Below are 20,835 nucleotides of genomic sequence, written 5' to 3' on the forward strand. Positions count from 1 at the left end.
GGTCACACCGGGTCACGGGCGTCGTCGAGCCGAGCCACCTCGGCCGGTCGGGCGGGTTAGGGTGCTGCGATGGGTACACACACCGCTGCGGTCGAGGCGCTCAAGGCCGACCCGGCGACCGCCGGGCTACGCCGGTCGCTGGAGGTCTACTACGGCGACCCCGGACGGGACGCGGCGATGGACGCCTTCTACGCCCGCTTCGTCCGCCCCGGCGACCTGGTCTTCGACATCGGCTCCCACGTCGGCGACCACATCGGCAGCTTCCGCCGCCTCGGCGCCCGGGTCGTCGCGGTCGAACCGCAGCCGCTGTGCCTGCGGGCGCTGCGCACCATCTACGCCGACGACGACCAGGTCACCCTGATCGAGGCGGCCTGCGGGGCGCAACCGGGACGGATCGGTTTCCTGGTCAACTCGGCCAACCCCACCGTCTCCACCGCCTCCAGCGACTTCGTCAGCGCGGCGGCCGGGGCCGGCGGCTGGGAGGGGCAGACCTGGGACGGTCAGATCGAGGTGCCGGTCACCACCGTGGATGCCCTCATCGCCGAACACGGCACACCGGCCTTCGCCAAGATCGATGTGGAGGGCTTCGAGGACGCCGTGCTGACCGGACTGAGCGCAACGCTGCCCGCGCTGTCGTTCGAGTTCACCACGATCGAACGCGAAGTGGCGCTGCGCTGCCTGGACCGGCTGACTACGCTCGGCTTCGGCGGCTTCGACGTCGCGCTCGGCGACCACAAGGAGCTGAAGCTCGGCCGCTGGGCCACCGCCGAGGAGATGGCGGCGTACCTGACCGCGCTGCCGCACGAGGCCAACTCCGGCGACGTCTACTGCGTGCCGTCGCCGTCCCGCTGACACCCCGGCCCATCGATCACCCGTCCTCCGCTGGTGATCGCCGTCGTACCCTGACCGGGTGCTGTCCCAGATCACCGGCCTGTCCCGACACTTCACCGAGGACACGCTGCGGGCGTACCTGCTGAGCCGCTCGACACGAACTGACAACGGGTGCCTCGTCGTGCGGGGCTACGGCCGTCAGCGGGGCGTGTACCAGAAGCTGGCGGGCCGGGCCTGGGCGCACGTCGCCGCGTACGTGGTCTTCGTCGGCGACTACGACCCCACCCTCAAGGTCCACCACGACTGTGGAGTGCCGGACTGCATCGAGCCGACGCACCTGCGCCAACTCAGCCACGCCGACACCTGCCGCGAACGCCGCCAGACCCCGCTGTGCCGCAACGGGCATGAGCGGGAGATCGAACCCGCTACGGGTCGCCTCCGACGAGTCTGCCGGACCTGCAACCGCGAGGCGCAGAAGCGCTGGCGCGAGCGCCAGGCTGCCGAGGTCGCCGCAGCCCGAGCGACGTACCGGCCGACGCCCTCCTGACGCCAAAAAGGCCGTGACCAGGCGGCGAAGTCCGTCGGCTACATCAGTGTAAGTCCTTACGCACCTTAACAGTCATTATGATGCACCACCGCTATGTCCGTTTTGTGGCGAGTATTTATCGGATTGGCGTTACCGGTAATCCTATAAATTCCGTCGGGTCCGCCCTGGGTCGTCCGGGATCGCTGCCGTGAGCGTCGTCAGGGGCGGCGTAAACGCAGGGCTACGAAGCTCGGGCGCTCGGTCAGCCGCTCGTAGCGCTCCGGGTCGACAGCGCGCAGCGTCTCGACCGCCCTCGGCTCGACCAGCCGCTCCAGCACGAACCCGGCGTCGAGCACCTCGGTCACCAGAGACTCAAGGGTCATCCGCTGCAAGCGCATGGTGATCCCGTCGGCCATCGGGTACTCGACCCAGCTCTCGTCGAAGTACGATCCGCCGTAGTACCTCCAGTCCGACGCCGGATGTGTCGTCGACAGCAGGAACCAACCGCCCGGCCGCAGCACTCGCCGCACCTCGCCGAGGAACCGGGCCCGGCTGGTCAGGTGATGCAGGACCAGCGCGCAGACGACCCCGTCGAACGACGCGTCGGCCGCGAATTCCAGCGGGGCGTCCAAGTCGTGCTGTCGGACTACGGCGCGATCGCCGAGCACGGCCCGGGCGCGCCCGACCAGCGTGGCGCTGCCGTCCACCGCCACCACCTCGGCCCCCCGGGCGACCAACTCGGCCGCGTAGTGGCCGCCACCGCAGCCGGCGTCCAGGACCCGGAGACCGCTCACGTCGCCGGCGAGCGTCAGCATGGCCGGCCGGTCCGTGTAGGCATTGTGCGGACTGTCAGCGGCGTGCGCCGCGAAGATGTCACCGGCCTGGTCGTGATACGCGTGGGCTGCGGACATCAGGGAAGCTTGCCCAGGTCGTGGCGCGGGCCGCAACCCGAATCGGGACACCGGAAGGTGCCGCGGGTCAGAGACCGAGACCGCCCCGAACGGTCGTCTCCTGACCGGTGAACTCGCCGGTGAGCAGGGGCATGGCCCGCGCGATCGCCGCCTTGGTCTCCGGGAGTTGGAGCGAGCGGGCGTGGTGTTCGCGGCTCTGCCAGACCTCGGTGACGACCACGAGGTCCGGATCGGTGTCGGAGACGCCGACGACGTAGAGGTGGCACCCCGCCGCCCGCAGACCCTCGACACCGTCGAGCAGGATCGCCGCGACCTCGTCCCGGTGGCCGGGCCTGGTCCTCATAGAGCCGATGTAACCGAACACGATCGCTGCCTCCCGGATACCGACGGAGAACCGACCGTACTGTCCGGCTACGACATCCCCGGTCGACCCGGACCGCTCAGGCGGCGCGGCGTCGGCGGAACGGGAACCAGGACCACCGGGGCGCGGGCGGACTCGGTGCCACGACGGGTGCCGACGCCGGGGCGGCGGCCTGACGCGCGGCACGCCACGTCGACACCACGGCGTCGGCGTCGACCGGGCGCACCACGACCCGAGGGCCGGAAGGGTTGCGCAGCCACGTCATCACCTCGGCATTCAGGTCGGCGACGCAGGAGCGTACGGCCTGCTCGGTCGGCAGATCGCGGACCTCGTCCGGTAGGCGTTCGATGCGGCGGCGCAGCAGCAGCGGGGTGGGCAGCAGCAGGTCGGTGGGGAGCTTCTCACGCTCCATGAAGCTCTTGATCCACCAAGACTCGTCGTAGGGCAGTCCCCGGCCCGGGATCGGTCGACCCGCGCCGGGCAGGTCGTCGAACTCCCCGCGTTCCTGCGCCGAGCGGATCTGCGCCTCGACCGACGCCTCCCACATCCTGTCCACGCGTTCCACCTCCCCGTTCCCCCACGGTAACGCGAACCACCGGACCGGCCGGTCCGACGACGATCTGGACGCCCGGGTTCGCCGGGCTGGGAGGCACGCCAGCCCAGGCCCGTGGTCACGGTCGGTCAGTCCCGCGGCGCCGTGCTCGGCGAGATCGCCCCCCGCACGCACGCGGCCAGGAGCGTGCGCCGCCGGTCGTGGTCCTCGTCGGGGTCGTCGGCGGTCGCGGCGTAGACGACGCTCGCCGCCGACCAGGAGAACGCCATGCTGAGGACCAGGGTGAACAGGTCGAAGGGGTCGCCCGCCCGCACTCGGCCGGCGGCCTGCGCCCGGGCGATCGCCGTCAGCTTCGGCTCGTGCTCGGCGGCCCGGCCCAGATAGCCGGCGGGCCGCCGTTCCAGGCGCAGCCAGGTCAGCAGCCGAACCAGTTGAGGATCGCGCAGGTTCTCGTCGTACATCGCCACCGCTGATCCGGGCAGGTCGTCCGCGTCGAACGGGACCGCGCTCATGAGTTGATCCGCGCGGTCGGCGATGACGGCGTCGAACAGGCCGTCCTTGTTGCCGAAGTAGCCGTACACCTGGGCCTTGTTCGTGCGCGCCGCGGCGGTGATGCGGTCGATCCGGGCTCCGGCTATGCCTCGTTCGGCGAACTCGACGGCGGCGGCGTCGAGGATGCGGCGACTGGTTGCTGCGCCTTTGGCGGTCACGGGGCCTGACGACATGATGCCAGTCTAACAAACAGACCGTTCGGTTGCTTTCGGCGCGTCGGGCCCCTAGATTGCGAACAGACAGAACAGTCTGTTTATAGGAGGTTTCCCGTGCGGACGACCATCGGATGGCAGAGCGTGGACGGCACTACCGACCTGCAGCGGGCCGCGTTCGAGCGGCGCGACCTGCGAAGCGACGACATCGCGGTCCGCGTCGACTACTGCGGCGTCTGCCACAGCGACCTGCACCTGCTCAGCGGCATGATGCCGCACTACAAGAACGCTGCCGGCGTCGTGCCCGGCCACGAGTTCACCGGCACGGTCGCCGCCGTCGGTGCCGCAGTCACCCGCTTCGCTCCCGGCGACCTCGTCGCCGTCGGCACCCTCGTCGACTCGTGTGGGGCCTGCCCCATGTGCCAGGTCGGCCAGGAGAACTTCTGCCATGCGGGCCCGACCAGCACGTACGGCAGCCCCGACCGGATCGACGGCACGATCACCAAGGGCGCGTACAGCCGCGAGTACGTCCTGCGGGAGAAGTTCGCGTACCCGCTGCCCGCCGGCCTCGACCCGGCCGGCGCGGCGCCGCTGATGTGCGCCGGCATCACCATGTGGGAGCCGCTGCGCGAGGCGGGAATCGGCCCTGGCAGCCGGGTGGCGGTCGCCGGCCTCGGGGGCCTCGGCCACCTGGGTGTCAAGCTCGCCGCCGCACTCGGCGCCGAGGTGACCGTCCTGAGCCGCACCCCCGGCAAGGCCGACGACGCCCGCCGACTCGGCGCCGTCGAACTGCTCACCACCACCGACGACGCCCCGATTGCGCGGGCCACCGGCCGCTTCGACCTCATCCTCGACACCATCTCCGGCCCGCACGACCTCTCGCCGCTGCTGCGCCTGCTGAATCTCGGCGGCACTCTCAGCGTGCTCGGCTTCCCCATGCAGACGCCGGTGAACCTGATGGAACTGACCTTCGGCCGCAAGAAGCTGAGTTCCTCGGGCACCGGCGGCACCACGCACACGGCCGAACTGTTGTCCTTCGCCGCCGCACACGACATCACCGCCGACGTCGAGCTGCTGCCCTCCGCCCAGATCCAGCAGGCCTTCGACCGCCTCGCCCGCGGCGATGTCCGCTACCGCTTCGTGCTGGACCTGGCCGACCTCGACTGAGCCACCCCCACCGTCGACGTCCGTCTCCGCGTCGATCAGGTCGTCGGTCCCTCGCCGGCAGCCTCGCGCAGCACGGCCACCCCGCCGGGCGACAGGGTCACCGCCCCGTCGACCTCGGCGTCGGTGAGCAGGTCCCGGCCGCAGGCCGGTACGCGCTGCGCGCGGTCGGTGTGGTTGAACAGGAACAGCCAGCTCACCCCGTCACCGAGGCGACGGACCGCCTCGACCCCGGCGGGTGCGTGCGGGCAGACCGGGGTGACTCCGGCGTCGCGGGCGGCGGTGTCGAGCAGCCGGCGGTAGGTGGCGTCGTCGGGGCGGGTGGAGACGTACCAGGCGGTGCCGGTGCCGTGGCGGTGCCGGGTGATCGCCGGTGACCCGTCGAGCACCCCGCCGACGTACGCGGTGATGGTCTCCGCACCGGTCAGGTGGACCGTCTCGGCCCAGATCCGGCCGGTGCCGCCGTCGCCGAGGCGTACCTGGTCGCCCTCGGCGTACGGGTGGAACTCCTCCACCCGTACGCCGAGCACGTCGCGCAGCGCGCCCGGGTAGCCGCCGAGCCGGACCCGCGCGTACTCGTCGGCGGTGCCGCTGAGATATGTGGCCAGCAGATGACCGCCCCGGTGGACGTACTCGCCGATCCACTCGGCGGTGGCGTTGTCGATCAGATAGAGCGCGGGCAGGACGAGCAGTCGGTACCCGTCGAGGGGGTCACCGGGCGCGACCGTGTCGCAGCCGTGGCCGGTGTGCCACAGGGCGCGGTGGGCGGCGGCGAGTTCCTGCTGGTGGTCGAGTCGGGTCGAGGGCAGGCCCGGGTGGCGCAGCGCCCAGGCACTCGGGGCGTCGACGGCCAGCGCCACCGACGCCTCGACCCGGCCGCGTACCTCGGTGAGCCGCTCCAACGCCGCGCCGAGGTCGACCGCCTCGCGGAACGCCCGGCTGTCCGGGCCGGCGTGCGGCACCAGGGCGGAGTGGAAGCGTTCGGCGCCGCCTGCCGAGGCCCGCCACTGGAAGAACATCGCACCGTGCGAGCCACGGGCCACGTGGGCGAGGCTGTGCCGCAGCATCCGTCCCGGCTCCTTGGTGTGCGACCGGCCGGTGGTGTGGATCTGCTGGGCGGCGCTCTCCATGAGCAGCCAGGGCGGCGTCGGGGTACCACGGTCGACGGCGGCGTGTCGGGCCCAGCCTCGGGCCAGGTCGCCGACGAGCGCGGTCTGCTCCTCGGCGCCGCCGTCGACGGCCGACGGGTAGTGGTCGACGGCGACCAGGTCCACCTCGCGGGCCCAGCGGGCGTGGTCGACCGGCACCCAGTCGCCGAGCACGTAGTTGGTGGTGATCGGGGTCTGCGGGGCGGCGGCGCGCAGCAGATCCCGCTGTTCGGCGTAGGCGGCGAGCAGGGTGTCCGACCAGAAGCGGCGGAAGTCCAGCAGGTGGCCGGGGTTGCCCAGGTACTGGGTGGCGCGGGGCGTGCTGATCTGCGCCCAGTCGGAGTAGTGCTGGCTCCAGAAGCCGGTGACCCAGGCGTCGTTGAGGGCGGCCAGGTCGCCGTAGCGCCCGGCCAGCCAGCGCCGGAAGGCCCGGGCGGTGTGCTCGCAGTGGCAGGTGGTGCCGTACTCGTTGTGCACCCGCCACAGCGCCACGGCCGGGTGGTGGGCGTACCGGTCGGCGAGGGCGGCGGTGATGCGGCGGGCGGCGGAGCGGTAGGCGGGGGCGGCGGCGCAGTAGGTGTCGCGGCTGCCGTGGTGCAGGCGGACCCCGTCGGCGGTGACCGGCAGCGCGCCCGGGTGGGCGAGGGAGAACCAGGGTGGCGGGGAGGCGGTGGGGGTGGCCAGGGCGACCCGGATGCCGCCGTCGTGCAGCAGGTCGAGGACCTGGTCGAGCCAGTCGAAGGTGTACCGGCCGGGGGCCGGCTCCAGGCGGGACCAGGCGAACACGCCGACGGTGACCAGGTTGACCCGGGCCCGGCGCATCAGCGCGACGTCCTCGGCCCAGACCTCTGTCGACCACTGCTCCGGGTTGTAGTCACCGCCGTAGCAGAGCCGACCGTCGTGCCACATCGCCCACCATCCGTCGGATTAGTTGATAATCCGTCCAAACTATGGAGGCGGTTTGCCCATGTCAACGGCACCGATAGTTTCGACATCGATGATCCTCGTTGACAGTTCGTTGGGTAGTTAAAGAAACTATCCGCACCGCCGTACCCTTGTCGAGGAGAGCCGATGCCGTACCGACCGCCGTTGGTGCCGTACGAGACGTTCGTGGCCGACCCGCCCGACCTGCCCGCCCGCTCCCCCGGCGAGGGTGGGACCGCGGTGGTGGGACGGGCCGAGTTCGTCGGCGGCGACACCTCCGGGGCCACCTTCAAGGCGGCGCTGGCCGACGGGGTGACGGCGGTGGTCCGGGTGGAGGCCGCCGGTGACGGCGTGATCCGGGTCCGGCTCGCCGAGGACCCCCAGGCCCGGACCCGGTCCGCGCGGGCGGTGACGCTGGTCCGCCCGCAGGCGCATCCGGCCACCGTGACCGCCGACGACCGGTGGGTACGCGTCGACGCCGGAGCGGTCGTCGCCGAGATCCGGCTCGACCCGTGGCGGATCCGGTTCCTGCGCCCCGACGGCACCGTCCTGCTGGAACAGGACCCCGGCACGGTCGACATCAGCGGCCGGCGTCGCACGCTGCCCTTCGGCCGCTCCACCGTCGACGGGGTCCACGTCGCCTGGCACGAGAGCTTCGTCGCGCCCGGCGACGAACGCTTCGTCGGCTTCGGGGAGAAGTTCACCCCGCTGGACAAGCGCGGCCAGCGGGCGCTGATGTGGAACTTCGACGCCTTCGGCAGCGAATCCGACCGGTCACACAAGAACGTGCCGTTCTATCTGTCCAACCGGGGCTATGGGCTGCTCGTCGACAGCGGCCTGCCGGTGCAGTTCGACGTCTGCCAGTCCACCCACAGCACGGTCCAGATCCTGGCCCCCGACGACCTGCTGGACTACTACGTGCTGGCCGGGCCGACCCCCGCCGAGGTGCTGGACCGGTTCGACCTGCTCACCGGTCGGCCGTACCTGCCGCCCCGCTGGGCGTTCGGCGCCTGGATCTCCTCCGGCTTCTATCCGGACAGCCAGGAGAAGGTGCTGGAGCGGGCTCGGCGCATCCGCGAGCGCGACATCCCCTGCGACGTGCTGCACCTGGACTGCTACTGGCAGGTCGCCGGGAACTGGTCGGACCTGCGCTGGGACGCCGAAGCGTTCCCCGACCCGGCCGGCATGCTGCGGACCCTCGGCGAGCAGGGCTTCCGGGTCTGCCTCTGGATGAACCCGTACCTGATGACCGGCAGCCCGCTGTACGCCGAGGCGGACCGGGCCGGCTACTTCCTGCGCCGCCCCGACGGCGGCACGTACGTCGCGGACGTGTGGCACGGCAGCTATCCGGTCAGCGCCATCGTCGACCTGACCAACCCGGCCGCCGTCGACTGGTTCACCGGCCTGCTGCGGCCGTTGCTGAAGCAGGGCGTGGCGGTGTTCAAGACCGACTTCGCCGAGGGGGTGCCGGCCGACGCGGTGGCCCACAACGGGATGACCGGCGTCGAGCTGCACAACGTCTACAGCCTGCTCTTCAACGACGTGGTCGCCCAGGTCACCGAGGAGGTGGCGGGTCACCGGGCGGTGTGGGCGCGCTCGTCGTACCTGGGTGGGCAGCGGCACAGCGCGCAGTGGAGCGGCGACGTCAACGCGACCTGGCCGGCGCTGGCCAGCACGCTGCGCGGCGGGTTGTCGCACGGCCTGTCCGGGGTGCCGTTCTGGAGCCACGACACCGGCGGTTTCCACGGCACCCCGGAACCGGATCTGTACGTCCGCTGGTCGCAGTTCGGGGCGTTGTCGCCGCTGCTGCGGCTGCACGGCACCACCAGCCGGTTGCCCTGGGACTTCCCGGCCGAGACCGAACGGCTGGCGGTGGCCGCGCTGCGGCTGCGCTACCGGCTCATGCCGTACCTGTGGTCGGCGGCGGTGCAGGCCGCCCGTACCGGTGCGCCGATGATGCGCGCCCTGCTGGTCGACACCCCGCAGGACCCGACGGCCTGGACCACCGACCTGCAGTACCGCCTCGGCACCGACCTCCTGGTGGCGCCGGTGCTGGACCCGACCGGGCAGCGTGACGTCTATCTGCCGGTCGGCGACGACTGGATCGACGCGGCCACCGGCGAGCGGCACCCGGGTGGGCGGCACCTGCGGGTCACCGTGCCGCTGTCGCGCACCCCGCTGTTCGTGCGGTACGGCACGCTGCTGCCGCTGGTCGCGCCGCACCCGACCGTCGGCGACCGGCCGTTCCGCGATCTCACGCTGGTCAGTTGGGGTGCCGTCGAGGGGCGGACGGTGGTGCACGACGTCGACGGCGACACCGTCATCGAGGCGTTCCGCGACGGCGACGAGTTGCGGATCAGGACGCGAGGGCCGCTGCTGGTGGGGCAGTTGGCCTTCGCCGGGGTCGGTGAGTCCGACCTGCCGGCCCGGTCACTGCTCAACGGTGCGGCGGTGACCGTCGTGCCCTTCGCGGGGTTGTTCCCCGCCTAGGGCCGACCGTCGCGCGTGACGCCCGGCTGGACGGAGTCGGGCGTCACGCGGGACGGGGCCGGACCCACCCGGGTCCGGCCCCTGCCGGGCGACGCCGCACCGCGCCCGGTCAGCCCTTCACCGCACCGGTGATGACACCCTTGGTGAAGTGCCGCTGCACGAACGGATAGATGATCACGGCGGGGATGACCGTCACGATCACCACGGCCATCTTGACCGCGAGCGTGGGCGGGTACGCCGTCACGCCGGGCAGGCTCACCGACGCACCGGAGACGTTCGGTGACTGTCCGGCCAGGATGTAGCTCTGCAGCACCCGCTGGATCGGGAACTTGTCGTTGGAGTCGATGTAGAGCACCGCGTTGAAGTACGCGTTCCAGTAGCCGACGGCGTAGAAGAGCCCGACCACGGCGATCACCGCCTTGGACAGCGGCAGCACGATCCGGGTGAGGATGCGCAGTTCTCCCGCGCCGTCGATGCGGGCGCTGTCGAGCAGTTCGGCCGGTACGTTCATGAAGAACGCGCGGATCACCACCAGGTTGAACACGCTGATCGCGCTGGGCAGGATCAGTGACCAGATGCTGTCCTTGAGGCCCAGCCCGGTCACCACCAGGTAGCTTGGCACCAGCCCCGGGAAGATCAGGAACGTCAGCAGGAAGTAGAACAGCAGCCCTCGGTGGCCCACCGAGCCCGGCCGGGACAGCCCGTACGCGGCCAGCACGGTGAGCAGCAGGCTGACCGTGGTGCCGAGCACGGTGACCAGGGTGCTGATCCACACCGCCTGGGTGACGTCGCCGCCGCTGAAGATGGTGATGTACGCCGACGGGTCGATCTCCCGGGGGATGACCACCATGCCGCCGGCGTCGTCGATGGTGCCGCGCGAGGCGAGGCTGGTGACCAGCACCGCCCAGAGCGGCACCAGCACCGCCGCGACCAGCAGCGTGAGCACGACGCCCTTGCCGATGGTCAGGGACGTCGAGGGGTGGCCCGCCCACACCGGACGACCGGCGGGACGTCGCCGCGGCGGTGGCGCGGGTGGCCCCGCCGTTCTCGGTGCCGCGGGAACCGGCCCGGCACCACTGAGCTGCGCGGTCATGATTTCGCGTACACCCCCTGCTCGCCGAGCCGGTGCGCGACCTTGTTCGCGGTGATGATCAGCGCCAGGCCGACCACCGCCTTGAACAGGCCCGCCGCGGCGCCTAGTCCCCACTGCTGGGTACTGATCGCCTGGTAGTAGACGAAGGTGTCGAGCACCTCGGCGGCCTCCCGGCCGACCGCCTCACGTTGCAGGATGAACTGCTCGAAGCCGACCGAGAGCGCGTCGCCGAGCCGCATGATGAGCAGCAGCACGATCACCGGACGCAGACCGGGCAGGGTGATGTGCCACAGCCGTCGCCACCGCCCGGCCCCGTCGGCGGCCGCCGCCTCGTACAGGTTCTGGTCGATCGCGGAGAGCGCGGCCAGGAAGACGATCGCGCCCCACCCGAGGTCCTTCCAGACCGCCTCGGCGGTGACCAGCACGATGAACGTGTCCGGGTTGGTCATGATCTCCCAGGGCTGCATACCGGCCTGGCGCATCTCCTGGGCGAGCAGTCCGGCGCCGCCGAACATCTGCACGAAGAACGTCACCACCAGCACCCAGCTGAAGAAGTGCGGCAGGTAGACGACGCTCTGCACGAATCCGCGCAGCCGCCCGGAGACCACGCTGTTGAGGATGAGTGCCAGCAGGATCGGCAGCGGGAAGAAGAACACCAACTGGAAGGCCGTGATGCTCAGCGTGTTGCGGACCGCGTCCCAGAACAGCGGGTCACGGAAGAGGGCCTCGAAGTTGCCGAAGCCGATCCACTCGCTGTTGAGGAACGCGTCCAACGGGTCGTCGCCGACGAACGGGTTGTAGTCCTGGAAGGCGATGACGTTGCCCAGCGTGGGCAGGTAGTGGAAGACCAGCAGCAGCAGCGCCGCCGGGGCGGCCATCGCCAGCAGCGGCCAGTCGCGGCGCAGCCGGGCCCGCAGGCTGCGCCGCCCACCGCGCCGGGGACGCCGCGGTGGCGGCGTACGCCCGGTGGGTGGTCGCTCCTCGACGGTGCCGGGGGCGCTCATCGGCCGTTGTCGGCGAGCGCCTTCTCGTGGAACGCGCGTCCCTCCTCGCCGCCGGTGTCGAGGAACTCCTTGCGTACCTGGGCGAGGTCGCTGACCGGGCGACGGCCGCGCAGGATGTCGCGGATCTTGTCGTCGGTCGGCTGGATGATCTTCGACCAGTTCGCCGGCAGTTCCAGCTTGATCCCGGCGAACAGGTCCTTCTCGATCGAGGTGATGTTGTTGCGGTAGTAGGCCAGGTAGTCCTGCACGAAGTTGGGCGTGTCGCCGCTGCGCACCTTGACCGGCACCCGACCGCCGATGTGGGTGTACTGCGCGCCCAGCTCGGTCCGTCCCCGCTCGGTCAGCGTCGGCGTGCCGTCGGTGCCCCGGGTGAAGTGCTGTCCCTCCACGCCGTACTCGCGCAGCTCGAACTCCCGGCTGCCGAACGGGGCGGCACACCAGTTGAGCACCCGCAGCAACTCGTCGACCCGCTCGGCGGACAGGTCCTTCTTGAGGAAGGTGTAGAAGATCGGCTTCTCGCTGCCCCAGATGACCGGCTGGGCACCCTGTGCGCCGAAGACCGGCAGCGGCTGCATGTTGAAGGTGGGCAGTTCCTTGACCCGTTCGCTCTGCATGCCCTGCCAGGCGCCGAGGCCGTCGCGGTACATCAGGATCTTGCCAGAGTTGAACAGCTGCTTCTCGTCGGCGCCCTTGCTGGCCACCGTGTCCGGGTGCACCAGACCCTCGGCGAACAGCCGCGCGGTGAAGGCCAGCGCCGCCTCGAAGGCCGGATCCTCGAACTTGTGCTGCAGGCCGCCGTCGGGCTTCTTGCGCCAGCGCTCGTGGCAGCCGAAGTACTGCTGGACCATCTCGAAGACGCTGCCGAAGGCCCACACGCCCTTGGCCGGGTCGGTGGTCTTCTTGCCGAACTCGTACAGCTCGTCGGGGCTGGCCGGGGCGGCCAGACCGGCGGCGTCGAGCAGGTCCTTGCGATAGAACATGGCCCACGCGAACGGCCCGTCGGTGGGGAACGGCACGGCGTAGAGCCGCCCGCCCCAGACCGAGTACTCCCAGGCACCGCTGGGCAGCGCCGCCAGGTACGGGTACTTCGCCGCGTTGTCGCCCTGAAGGTGGTCGGTCAGGTCGGTGAACAACGCCTTGACCGCGTCGGAGAACCGGGCGACCTTGTCCACCTCCCAGTTCGGCGCGGACAGCAGCTCCGGCACGTCGCGGGCGCCGAGCATGGCGTTGAGCTTGTCGGCGTAGGTCAGGCCGTCCTGCAGGCTCGGGTTGACCTCCACGCCGAGCTTGCCGTTGACCGCGGCGAGGTAGGAGTTGCGGCCCAGCGGCGGCGGGGTCGGGCCCCACCACGGGCTCATCGTCTGGATCGGCGGACCACCCCGGCCGGGCTGCTCGGTGACCGCGTCGACGAGCTCGCGGGGGTAGCTGAGGTAGCCGTCCGGGATCGGGCCCTCACCGGGGATGTCCGGCTTGAGCAGCTCGGTCCGCTGGTAGGTGGGCAGCACCGCCTTGATGGCGTCGGCGCTGGTGGCGCTGCCCTGGCTCCCGGCTTCCTTGCTGCAACCGGCCAGGGCGCCGCCGCCCACGGTCGCGGCGGCGCCGAGGCCGACCAACCGCAGCATGGTCCGGCGGTCGGTGGATGTACGCGTAAGAGGCGTCACGGCGCACTCCCTTCGTCGTCGATAACGGTTTGCGGAGCGGGGGACTCCGGCTAGGATTAGTTGGGGTTCTAGCCGAACAAACTAATCGACGGCTATCCCGTCCCACAAGACAGGGCGTGCCGGCGGCCCGGACGGCGTGGTCGGTCCCGCCACCGCGGTACGCGATGATGGACGCGCGCGCCACGACACCGGCGCAGGGAGCGGGCAGATCGTGATCAGCATCCAGAACGAACCGCAGCCGACCGACCTCGGTGACGTGCGGGTCGCCAACCGCGCGGTGGTCCTGCGGCACGTCCGCCTGCACGCCCCCTGCTCCCGCGCCGACATCGCCGCCCGCACCGGCCTGAACAAGGCCACCGTCTCCAGCCTCGTCACCGAGCTCATCGACCAGCGACTGGTCCGCGAGACCGGCCTCACCGAGAACCGCGTCGGTCGCCCCGCCACCATGCTGGTGCTCGACGGCGAACCGTACGCCGCCCTCGGTCTGCAACTCGGCGCCGACGAACTGGTGGCGGTCGCCATCGACCTCGGCGGCAACCGGCTGCTCACCTGGCGGCGGGCCTTCGCCGCCGACACGGTCTCCCCCGCCGAGACCCTGCGCGCGCTGACCGCCCTGGCCCGCCGCGCGATCGGCCGGGTCACCGCACAGGGCCGCACCATGCTCGGCCTCACCGTCGGGGTGCCCGGGCTGGTCGACCCCGCCGGGGCGGTCCCGCTGGCCGACGCCCTCGGCTGGCGGGACGTGCCGGTCGCCGCCGACCTGCGCGCGGCCCTACGGGAACCGGCCTTCACCGTCACCGTGGACAGCGTCGCCAACCTCGCGGCCCTGGCCGAGCAGCGCCACGGCGCGTACGCGGGCACCGCCGACCTGGTGCACCTCAGCGGCGGCATCACCGTCGGCGCCGGCATCATCGCCGCCGGGCGGCTGCTGCGCGGCGGACGCGGCTTCGCCGGCGGCATCGGCCACCTGCCCGTGGACCCGGCCGGGCCGCCCTGCGACTGCGGCGGCCGGGGCTGCCTGACCACGCTGGTCGGGCTGCCCGCCGTGGTCCGCCGGCTGCTACCCGACGCCGAGGCCGACGGCCCGGTCACCGACTACCTGCCCGAGCTGACCCGGATCGTGGCGCTGGCCCGCCAGGACGACCCCACGGTCTGCAACGGCCTGGCCGAGACCGGCCGGCACCTCGGTCGTGGCGTGGCCGTCCTGGCCGACCTGCTCGACCCGGAGGCGGTGGTGCTCGGCGACCACTTCGCCACCCTGGCGCCCTGGCTGCTGCCGGCGGCCCGCTCCGAACTCGCCGCGCGGGCCCACGCCCCCGACACCGGGGGCGTACGACTCGACGCCTCCACCCTGGACACCGCCGCGGCGCTCGGCGGCGCCACCGCGGCCCTGGCCGCCGTCGAGGCGGGACGCTTGCCGACCCGCTGACCTGGGCACCGTCGCCCGAGTCTTGACCGGATCGGTCGATGGTGCCAACCTCGAAGCGAGCCGCTCCGCTCGGGCACCCGGGGCGGCTTGCTTTCCGCGGTTCGTCGAAGCGCTTCACCTGCGTCCGGGGCCGACGACCGTTACCCCACCGTCACCTGCGATGCCGCTCGGCCATCCGCCGTCGAAGCGCTTCGACCTCCGGCGCGCCGGGCACTGGAAGGCGATCCACCATGACCGACCGCACCCTGCCCGCATCCCGGGACCGGATCGATGACCTGTTGGCCCGGCTCACCCTGCCGGAGAAGATCGGCCTGCTGCACCAGTGGCAGGCCCCGGTCCCCCGGCTCGGCCTGCCCGCGTTCAAGACCGGCACCGAAGCGCTGCACGGCGTCGCCTGGCTCGGCCCGGCCACCGTGTTTCCCCAGGTCATCGGCCTGGCCAGCAGTTGGAACCCGGATCTGATCCGGGCCGTCGGCGCGGCCGTCGGCACCGAGGTACGCGCCAAGAACCACGCCGACCCGGACCGCGTCGGCCTCAACGTCTGGGCCCCCGTGGTCAACCCGTTGCGCGACCCGCGCTGGGGCCGCAACGAGGAGGGCTGGTCGGAGGACCCGTGGCTGACCGGCCGACTCGCCACCGCGTACGCGCAGGGGCTGTGCGGCGACCATCCCGAGCGGCTGCGGACCGCCCCCACGGTCAAGCACTTCCTCGGCTACAACAACGAGACCGACCGGGCCGCCACCTCCAGCGACCTGCCGCCCCGGGTGCTGCACGAGTACGAGCTGCCCGCCTTCCGCGCCCCGATCGCCGCCGGTGCGGCCTTCGGCGCGATGGCGTCGTACAACCTGGTCGACGGGGTGCCGGCGCACCTGAGCCCACTGATCGACGGCGAACTGCGCGGGTGGGCCTCGGACGAGCTGCTGGTGGTCGGTGACGCGGGCGCGGTCGGCAACCTCACCGAGGTGCAGGGCCAGACACCCGACCACGTCCACGGGTTCGCCGCCGCGCTGCGCGCCGGAATCGACAGCTTCACCGAGAACCACACCGACAGCGCCCCCACCCGACGATGGTTGACCGAGGCACTCGACCGGGGCCTGATCGCCGCCTCCGACGTGGACCGGGCGGTACGGCGCATTCTGTCCGTGCGGCTGCGCCTGGGTGACCTGGACCCGCCGCACGACGACCCGTACGCCGCGACACCCGCCGACGTCGTCGACTGCCCGGCGCACCGCGACCTGGCCCGACAGGCCGCCCGCGACTCCGTGGTGCTGCTGCGCAACACCGGCCTGCTGCCGCTGCCCGCCGGTACCCGCGTCGCCGTGCTCGGTCCGCTGGCCGACGCCGTCTACGAGGACTGGTACAGCGGCACCCTGCCGTACGCGGTCACCACCGTCGAGGGGTTGACCGGGCGGCTGCCGCAGGTCACCACGCACCCGGGCACCGACCGCGTCGTGCTGCGGGTCGGCGACCGGTACGTGGGCTGCCCGGACACCGCCGACGGCGGTCCGCTGACCGTCGGCGCCGACGCCACCCGGTTCGACGTGTTCGACTGGGGACGCGACACGGTGGCGCTGCGGGCCGTCGGCAACGGCCGGCACGTCGGCGTCGACGACGACGGCGCCCTGCGCAACGACCGGCCCGGTCCGGGCGGCTGGGTGGTGCGCGAGACGTTCCAGTTCGACCCGCTGCCCGCCGGCACCGTGCTGCTGCGGCACCTGGCCACCGACCGGTACGTCACCGTCGACGACCAGGGGCGGCTGCGGGTCGACGGCGACGACCGGCAGGCCGCCACCGCCTTCGGCATCGACCTGGTGATCGACGGCGCGGCCGAGGCCGCCGCGCTGGCCGCCGACGCCGACGTGGCGGTGGTGGCGTTGGGCAACCACCCGATGGTCAACGGCCGCGAGACCGAGGACCGGGTGGACCTGGCCCTGCCCGCACGGCAGGAGGCCATGCTGCGTGCCGTGCACGCCGCCAATCCGCGTACGGTGCTGGTGGTGACCAGCAGCTACCCGTACGCGATCGGGTGGGCGCAGCAGCACCTGCCGGCGGTGCTCTGGTCCGCCCACGGCGGTCAGGAACACGGCCGGGCCCTGGCCGACGTGCTGCTCGGCGACGCCGACCCGGCCGGCCGCCTCACCCAGACCTGGTACGCCGACACCGCCGACCTGCCGGACCTGCTCGACTACGACGTGATCGGCGCCGACGCCACCTACCTGTACTTCCGGGGCGAGCCGCTGTACCCGTTCGGGCACGGCCTGTCCTACGCCGACTTCGACTACGCCGACCTGCGGTTGAGCACCGACACCGCGACGGTCGGCGACACCGTCGAGGTGAGCGTGGACGTCACCAACAGCGGCTCGCGGCCCGGTGTGGAGGTGGTGCAGCTCTACACGCGGCAACGCCGTTCCCGGGTCAAGCAGCCGTTGCGGCAACTGCGCGACTTCGCCCGGATCACCCTGGACCCCGGGGAGAGCCGGACCGTCACGTTGCGCCTGCACACCGGCGAGCTGGGCTGGTGGGACACCGATCGCGGCGCTCTCGTGGTGGAGGACGCCACCCACAGCGTGCTGGTCGGCCGCTCCGCCACCGACGTGCGGCTGGTCGGCGCGCTGGCGGTACGCGGCGACACGGCGGCCCGGTCGGCGCGGCTGCACAGCGCGAGCGGGGCCCGGTGAGCCGGCGCGGTCGGGTCGCGTCGGGTCAGCCCACCATCGCCGACGTGGCCCGGCACGCGGGTGTCGCGGTGAGCACCGTGTCGTACGTGCTCAGCGGCAAGCGGGCCATCTCGGAGCTGACCCGTAACCGGGTGCTGGCCAGCATCCGGTTGCTCGGCTACCACCCGAACGCCGGGGCGCGGGCCCTGGCCAGCCGCCGTTCCAACGTGATCGCCCTGGTGCTGCCGCTGCGCTCGGGCATCCAGGTGCCGGTGGTGATGCAGTTCGCCACGGCGGTGGTGACCTCGGCCCGCCGCCACGACCACGACGTGCTGCTGGTGACCTCCGACGAGGGCCCGGAGGGGTTGCGTCGGGTCGCCGCCGGGGCGCTGGTCGACGGGGTGCTGGTGATGGACGTGGAGCTGCACGACGTACGGGTGCCGCTGCTGCGGGAGTTGGGTCGGCCCAGCGTCCTGATCGGCGTACCCGCCGACACCGCCGGTCTGAGCTGTGTGGACCTGGACTTCCACCGGGCCGGCCAGGTGTGCGTGGAGCACCTGGCCGGTCTCGGGCACCGGCGGGTGGCACTGCTGGGCGCGCCGGCCGCCGTCTACGACCGGGGCACCGGGTTCGCGCACCGCACCCGGGCGGGTGTGGTGGAGGCGGCGGCCCGGCACGGCGTCGAGGCGGTGACGATGCCGTGCGAGGAGAACGCGACCGACGTCCGCCGCCGGGTGGTGGAGCTGTTCGACCGGCACCCCGACCTGTCCGGCCTGGTGGTGCAGAACGAGGCGGCCGTCGGTGCGGTGCAGGCGGCGCTGGCCGGGCTGGGGCGGCGGGTGCCGCACGACGTGTCGATGGTGGCGGTCTGCCCGGACCAGTTCGCGGAGCACGCCGGTCCCCGGCTCACCTCGGTGCCGGTGCCCGCCGAGGAGATCGGCCGGCAGGCGGTGGCGCTGCTGATGCGCAAGCTGGCCGACGAGCCGGTGCCGGAGACGACGCTGCTGGAGCCCCGGCTGACGGTGCGGGACAGCACCGCTCCTCCGGTGGTCGACACGGCGTCCTACGGCGGTCCGGCGTCGGTGCGGTGACGGTCCGGCGGGGCGGTCGGGCGCGGCTCACTAGACTGCCCGTTCGATGGACGTCCAGCCCGCCCCCACCGCCGACACCCGACCCTGCGCCCACTGCGGCCGCGACGTGCCGCAGCGCGTCGGCGCGGGCCGCCCGTTCCGGTACTGCCGGGACAACGACGGCGCCTGTCAGCGGGCCTCCCGCAACAGCCGGATGCGTCACCGCAACGCCCCGGGCCTGCCCGGGCAGGTGGCCCGTACCTGGGAGGCGGTGGACCGGCTCGATCAGATCGTCGAGACGTTGACCGAGTCCCTGCACGCCGAGTTGTCCCCGTCCGGCGTGCAGCGCCAGGTGGCGCAGGTCCGCGCGGAGACCGCCGGCGAGGTGGCGGCGGCGCAGGCGGAGCGGGACGAGGCGGTGCGAGCCGCCGAGGACGCCGCCGCCCGCGCCGAACGGGACCGCCGGGCGGCCGAGTCCGCCGCCGCCGACCGGGAGACCGCTCGCGCCGAGGCCACCGAGTCCGCCGCCCGGGCCACCGCCGCCGACCAGCGGGCCGAATCCGCCGAGACGGCGCGCGACGAGGCACGGCGCGCGGCGGTGGCCGCCGAGGCGCTGCGGGCGCAGGCCGAGGCGGACCGGGACGCCGCCCGCGCGCAGGCGGTCACCCTGCGGGCCGAGGCGGACACCGCCCACCGCCGGGTCACCGACCTCACCGCCGAGCGGGACACCGCCCGCGCCGACGCCGAGCGCGCCGCCCGCGCCCTCGGCGAGGCCAGCGCCGAGGCCGATCGGCTGCGGACCGCCGCCGACCGGGCGCGGCTCGCCGCCGACCAGGCCCAGACCCACCTCGTCCAGGCCCGCGCCGACGCCGACCAGGCCCGGGCCGAGGCGGCACAGGCCCGCGCGAGCGCCGACCGGGACCGGGCCCAGGTGGCGGCGGCCCAGGCGGAGGTGGCAGCGGCCCAGGCGGAGGTGGCGGCGGTGCAGGCCGAGATCGAGCGGACCCGCACCCAGGCCGCCGCCGACCGGGACCGGGCCCAGGCGGTGGCCCGGCAGTCCGCCGGGGACCTGGCCGCCGCGCTCGCCGACGTCAGCACGCTGCGCGCCGACCTGGCCGCCGCCCGCGCCGCCGCGAGCACCGCCGAGCGGGGACTCGACGACGTGACGGTACGCCTGCGCGCCACCGAGGCCGACCGGGACGACGCCCGGCAGCGGGTGGCCCAGTTGGCCGCCCAGGTGGCGGACCTGGCCACCGCCCTGACCCGCCGCGCCCCCTCCTGACCCCCGCCCCGCCCCGACCTCCCGCCCCCTGCCACCTGTCTCCCCCCGACCTCCTGCGCTCGCCGAACGACCTCGACGCCCGCACACCCTTGTTGATCAAGAGGTTTCGGCGTGACCTGGCCACCATTCGCGCGCAAACTTCTTGATCAACGCACCGGTCCCGGGTCCGGGCTCGGTGGGGGGTCGGCGCGGGGCTCGGTTGGGGGCGGGGCTTCTGGGGGCGGGGGCTGTCGAGCTGAACCGTTCGTGCTGTCGCGCGTCGGAGGGGTGTCGAGGGTTGGGAACGGGGCGGCGGGGTGGGTGGGGGCTCGCCGATGATGGGCGGATGGGGAAGACCTACGCGCGCATCGAGGGTCGGCTGCGGGACTTCATCGAGGCCCAGCCGATGTTCTTCACCGCGACCGCGCCGCTGGCCGGCGACGGCACGGTCAACCTGTCGCCGAAGGGCCTGCGGGGGTGCCTGGCGGTGCTCGACGAGCAGACGGTGGCCTACCTCGACTTCGCCGGCAGCAACGCCGAGACCATCGCCCACCTGCGGGAGAACGGCCGGATCACGCTGATGTGGTGCGCCTTCTCCGGTCCGCCGACGATCGTGCGGGTGCACGGGCGGGGCGAGCCGGTGTTCCGCGACGACCCCCGCTTCCCGGGGCTGCTGGCCCGCTTCCCGGACATCGACAGCGCCGACCACGGGCTGCGGGCGATCATCGTGGTGCACGCCGGGCTGATCCGCGACACCTGCGGGTTCGCGGTGCCGCTGATGACCTACGACGCCGACCGGGACCTGCACGGCCGCCGGTTCGCCCGGGAGGACGACGCGTCGCTGGACGCCTACTTCGCCGGCAAGGACGACGTCGCCACCAGCATCGACGGCCTGCCCGGGCTGCCGCTGCCCCTGCCGCCGACGCCCCGGGCCGGTTGATCACGGCGCGCCGCCGCCCACCGGGCCCGCCCGGGTGCGCGCGACGGCTACGATTTCCGCTGGCGGCGACGGTCCGCCGAGACGACCCGGCGGGCGGACCCGACCGGG

17 protein-coding genes are annotated in these 20,835 nt (G+C 72.7%); 9 read left to right on the plus strand and 8 right to left on the minus strand.

Annotated elements, in window-relative coordinates; all coding sequences use genetic code 11:
- Positions 1 to 69 precede the first annotated feature (69 nt).
- Positions 70 to 852, plus strand: coding sequence for an FkbM family methyltransferase (locus ACZ31C_RS25710; protein WP_465797448.1), 783 nt, complete (start codon positions 70 to 72; stop codon positions 850 to 852).
- A gap of 58 nt (positions 853 to 910) precedes the next feature.
- Positions 911 to 1,378 (plus strand): HNH endonuclease, encoded by a 468-nt coding sequence (locus tag ACZ31C_RS25715; protein ID WP_465797449.1) that lies wholly within the window; start codon positions 911 to 913, stop codon positions 1,376 to 1,378.
- A gap of 197 nt (positions 1,379 to 1,575) precedes the next feature.
- Here the strand turns inward: ACZ31C_RS25715 and ACZ31C_RS25720 are convergent, their stop codons facing one another.
- The 4 genes from ACZ31C_RS25720 to ACZ31C_RS25735 form a co-directional block, all read right to left on the minus strand.
- Entirely contained in the window at positions 1,576 to 2,268 is a 693-nt protein-coding gene (locus ACZ31C_RS25720; protein ID WP_465797450.1) for a class I SAM-dependent methyltransferase, read from the minus strand.
- A 67-nt stretch (positions 2,269 to 2,335) separates the two neighbouring features.
- On the minus strand, positions 2,336 to 2,611 hold the full coding sequence (locus ACZ31C_RS25725) for a putative quinol monooxygenase (protein ID WP_449950412.1): 276 nt from the start codon (positions 2,609 to 2,611) through the stop codon (positions 2,336 to 2,338).
- Between the two features lie 97 nt (positions 2,612 to 2,708).
- Positions 2,709 to 3,176: a DnaJ family domain-containing protein gene (locus ACZ31C_RS25730; RefSeq protein ID WP_465797554.1), complete on the minus strand. Its 468-nt coding sequence runs from the start codon at positions 3,174 to 3,176 to the stop codon at positions 2,709 to 2,711.
- Between the two features lie 134 nt (positions 3,177 to 3,310).
- Positions 3,311 to 3,907, minus strand: a complete 597-nt coding sequence (locus tag ACZ31C_RS25735) for a TetR/AcrR family transcriptional regulator (protein ID WP_465797451.1) — start codon at positions 3,905 to 3,907, stop codon at positions 3,311 to 3,313.
- Positions 3,908 to 4,003: 96 nt separating this feature from the next.
- On the opposite strand from ACZ31C_RS25735, the gene ACZ31C_RS25740 reads away from it, so the two are divergent.
- A complete protein-coding gene (locus ACZ31C_RS25740; RefSeq protein ID WP_465797452.1) occupies positions 4,004 to 5,053 on the plus strand; it encodes an NAD(P)-dependent alcohol dehydrogenase in 1,050 nt (349 codons plus the stop codon).
- Positions 5,054 to 5,088: 35 nt separating this feature from the next.
- On the opposite strand, the gene ACZ31C_RS25745 is transcribed toward ACZ31C_RS25740, so the two are convergent.
- The gene (locus ACZ31C_RS25745; protein WP_465797453.1) at positions 5,089 to 7,107 is read right to left on the minus strand and encodes a beta-galactosidase; all 2,019 of its coding nucleotides are present in this window, start codon (positions 7,105 to 7,107) and stop codon (positions 5,089 to 5,091) included.
- A gap of 162 nt (positions 7,108 to 7,269) precedes the next feature.
- Here ACZ31C_RS25745 and ACZ31C_RS25750 point away from each other — a divergent pair, with 162 nt between their 5' ends.
- Complete coding sequence (locus ACZ31C_RS25750) at positions 7,270 to 9,612, plus strand: TIM-barrel domain-containing protein (RefSeq protein ID WP_465797454.1); 2,343 nt, start codon at positions 7,270 to 7,272, stop codon at positions 9,610 to 9,612.
- Between the two features lie 109 nt (positions 9,613 to 9,721).
- On the opposite strand, the gene ACZ31C_RS25755 is transcribed toward ACZ31C_RS25750, so the two are convergent.
- The 3 genes from ACZ31C_RS25755 to ACZ31C_RS25765 form a co-directional block, all read right to left on the minus strand.
- Complete coding sequence (locus tag ACZ31C_RS25755; protein WP_465797455.1) at positions 9,722 to 10,606, minus strand: carbohydrate ABC transporter permease; 885 nt, start codon at positions 10,604 to 10,606, stop codon at positions 9,722 to 9,724.
- A gap of 95 nt (positions 10,607 to 10,701) precedes the next feature.
- Positions 10,702 to 11,709, minus strand: a complete 1,008-nt coding sequence (locus ACZ31C_RS25760) for an ABC transporter permease (RefSeq protein WP_396745900.1) — start codon at positions 11,707 to 11,709, stop codon at positions 10,702 to 10,704.
- Complete coding sequence (locus tag ACZ31C_RS25765; protein WP_465797456.1) at positions 11,706 to 13,370, minus strand: extracellular solute-binding protein; 1,665 nt, start codon at positions 13,368 to 13,370, stop codon at positions 11,706 to 11,708. The genes ACZ31C_RS25760 and ACZ31C_RS25765 overlap by 4 nt, the downstream gene beginning before the upstream one ends.
- Positions 13,371 to 13,581: 211 nt before the next feature.
- Here ACZ31C_RS25765 and ACZ31C_RS25770 point away from each other — a divergent pair, with 211 nt between their 5' ends.
- The 5 genes from ACZ31C_RS25770 to ACZ31C_RS25790 all read left to right on the plus strand — a co-directional run bounded on the left by ACZ31C_RS25770 (position 13,582) and on the right by ACZ31C_RS25790 (position 20,727).
- Positions 13,582 to 14,799: an ROK family transcriptional regulator gene (locus ACZ31C_RS25770; RefSeq protein WP_465797457.1), complete on the plus strand. Its 1,218-nt coding sequence runs from the start codon at positions 13,582 to 13,584 to the stop codon at positions 14,797 to 14,799.
- 230 nt (positions 14,800 to 15,029) lie between these two features.
- Complete coding sequence (locus ACZ31C_RS25775; RefSeq protein WP_465797458.1) at positions 15,030 to 17,477, plus strand: glycoside hydrolase family 3 C-terminal domain-containing protein; 2,448 nt, start codon at positions 15,030 to 15,032, stop codon at positions 17,475 to 17,477.
- Positions 17,474 to 18,547: a LacI family DNA-binding transcriptional regulator gene (locus ACZ31C_RS25780; protein ID WP_465797459.1), complete on the plus strand. Its 1,074-nt coding sequence runs from the start codon at positions 17,474 to 17,476 to the stop codon at positions 18,545 to 18,547. Before ACZ31C_RS25775 ends, ACZ31C_RS25780 begins: the two co-directional genes overlap by 4 nt.
- 46 nt (positions 18,548 to 18,593) lie before the next feature.
- Positions 18,594 to 19,808 carry a hypothetical protein gene (locus ACZ31C_RS25785; protein ID WP_465797460.1) on the plus strand — a complete coding sequence of 405 codons (1,215 nt, stop codon included), beginning with the start codon at positions 18,594 to 18,596 and terminating at the stop codon, positions 19,806 to 19,808.
- Positions 19,809 to 20,133: 325 nt separating this feature from the next.
- Entirely contained in the window at positions 20,134 to 20,727 is a 594-nt protein-coding gene (locus tag ACZ31C_RS25790; protein ID WP_465797461.1) for a pyridoxamine 5'-phosphate oxidase family protein, read from the plus strand.
- Positions 20,728 to 20,835 lie beyond the last annotated feature (108 nt).

The sequence above is a fragment of the Micromonospora sp. NPDC023869 genome (assembly GCF_055559695.1).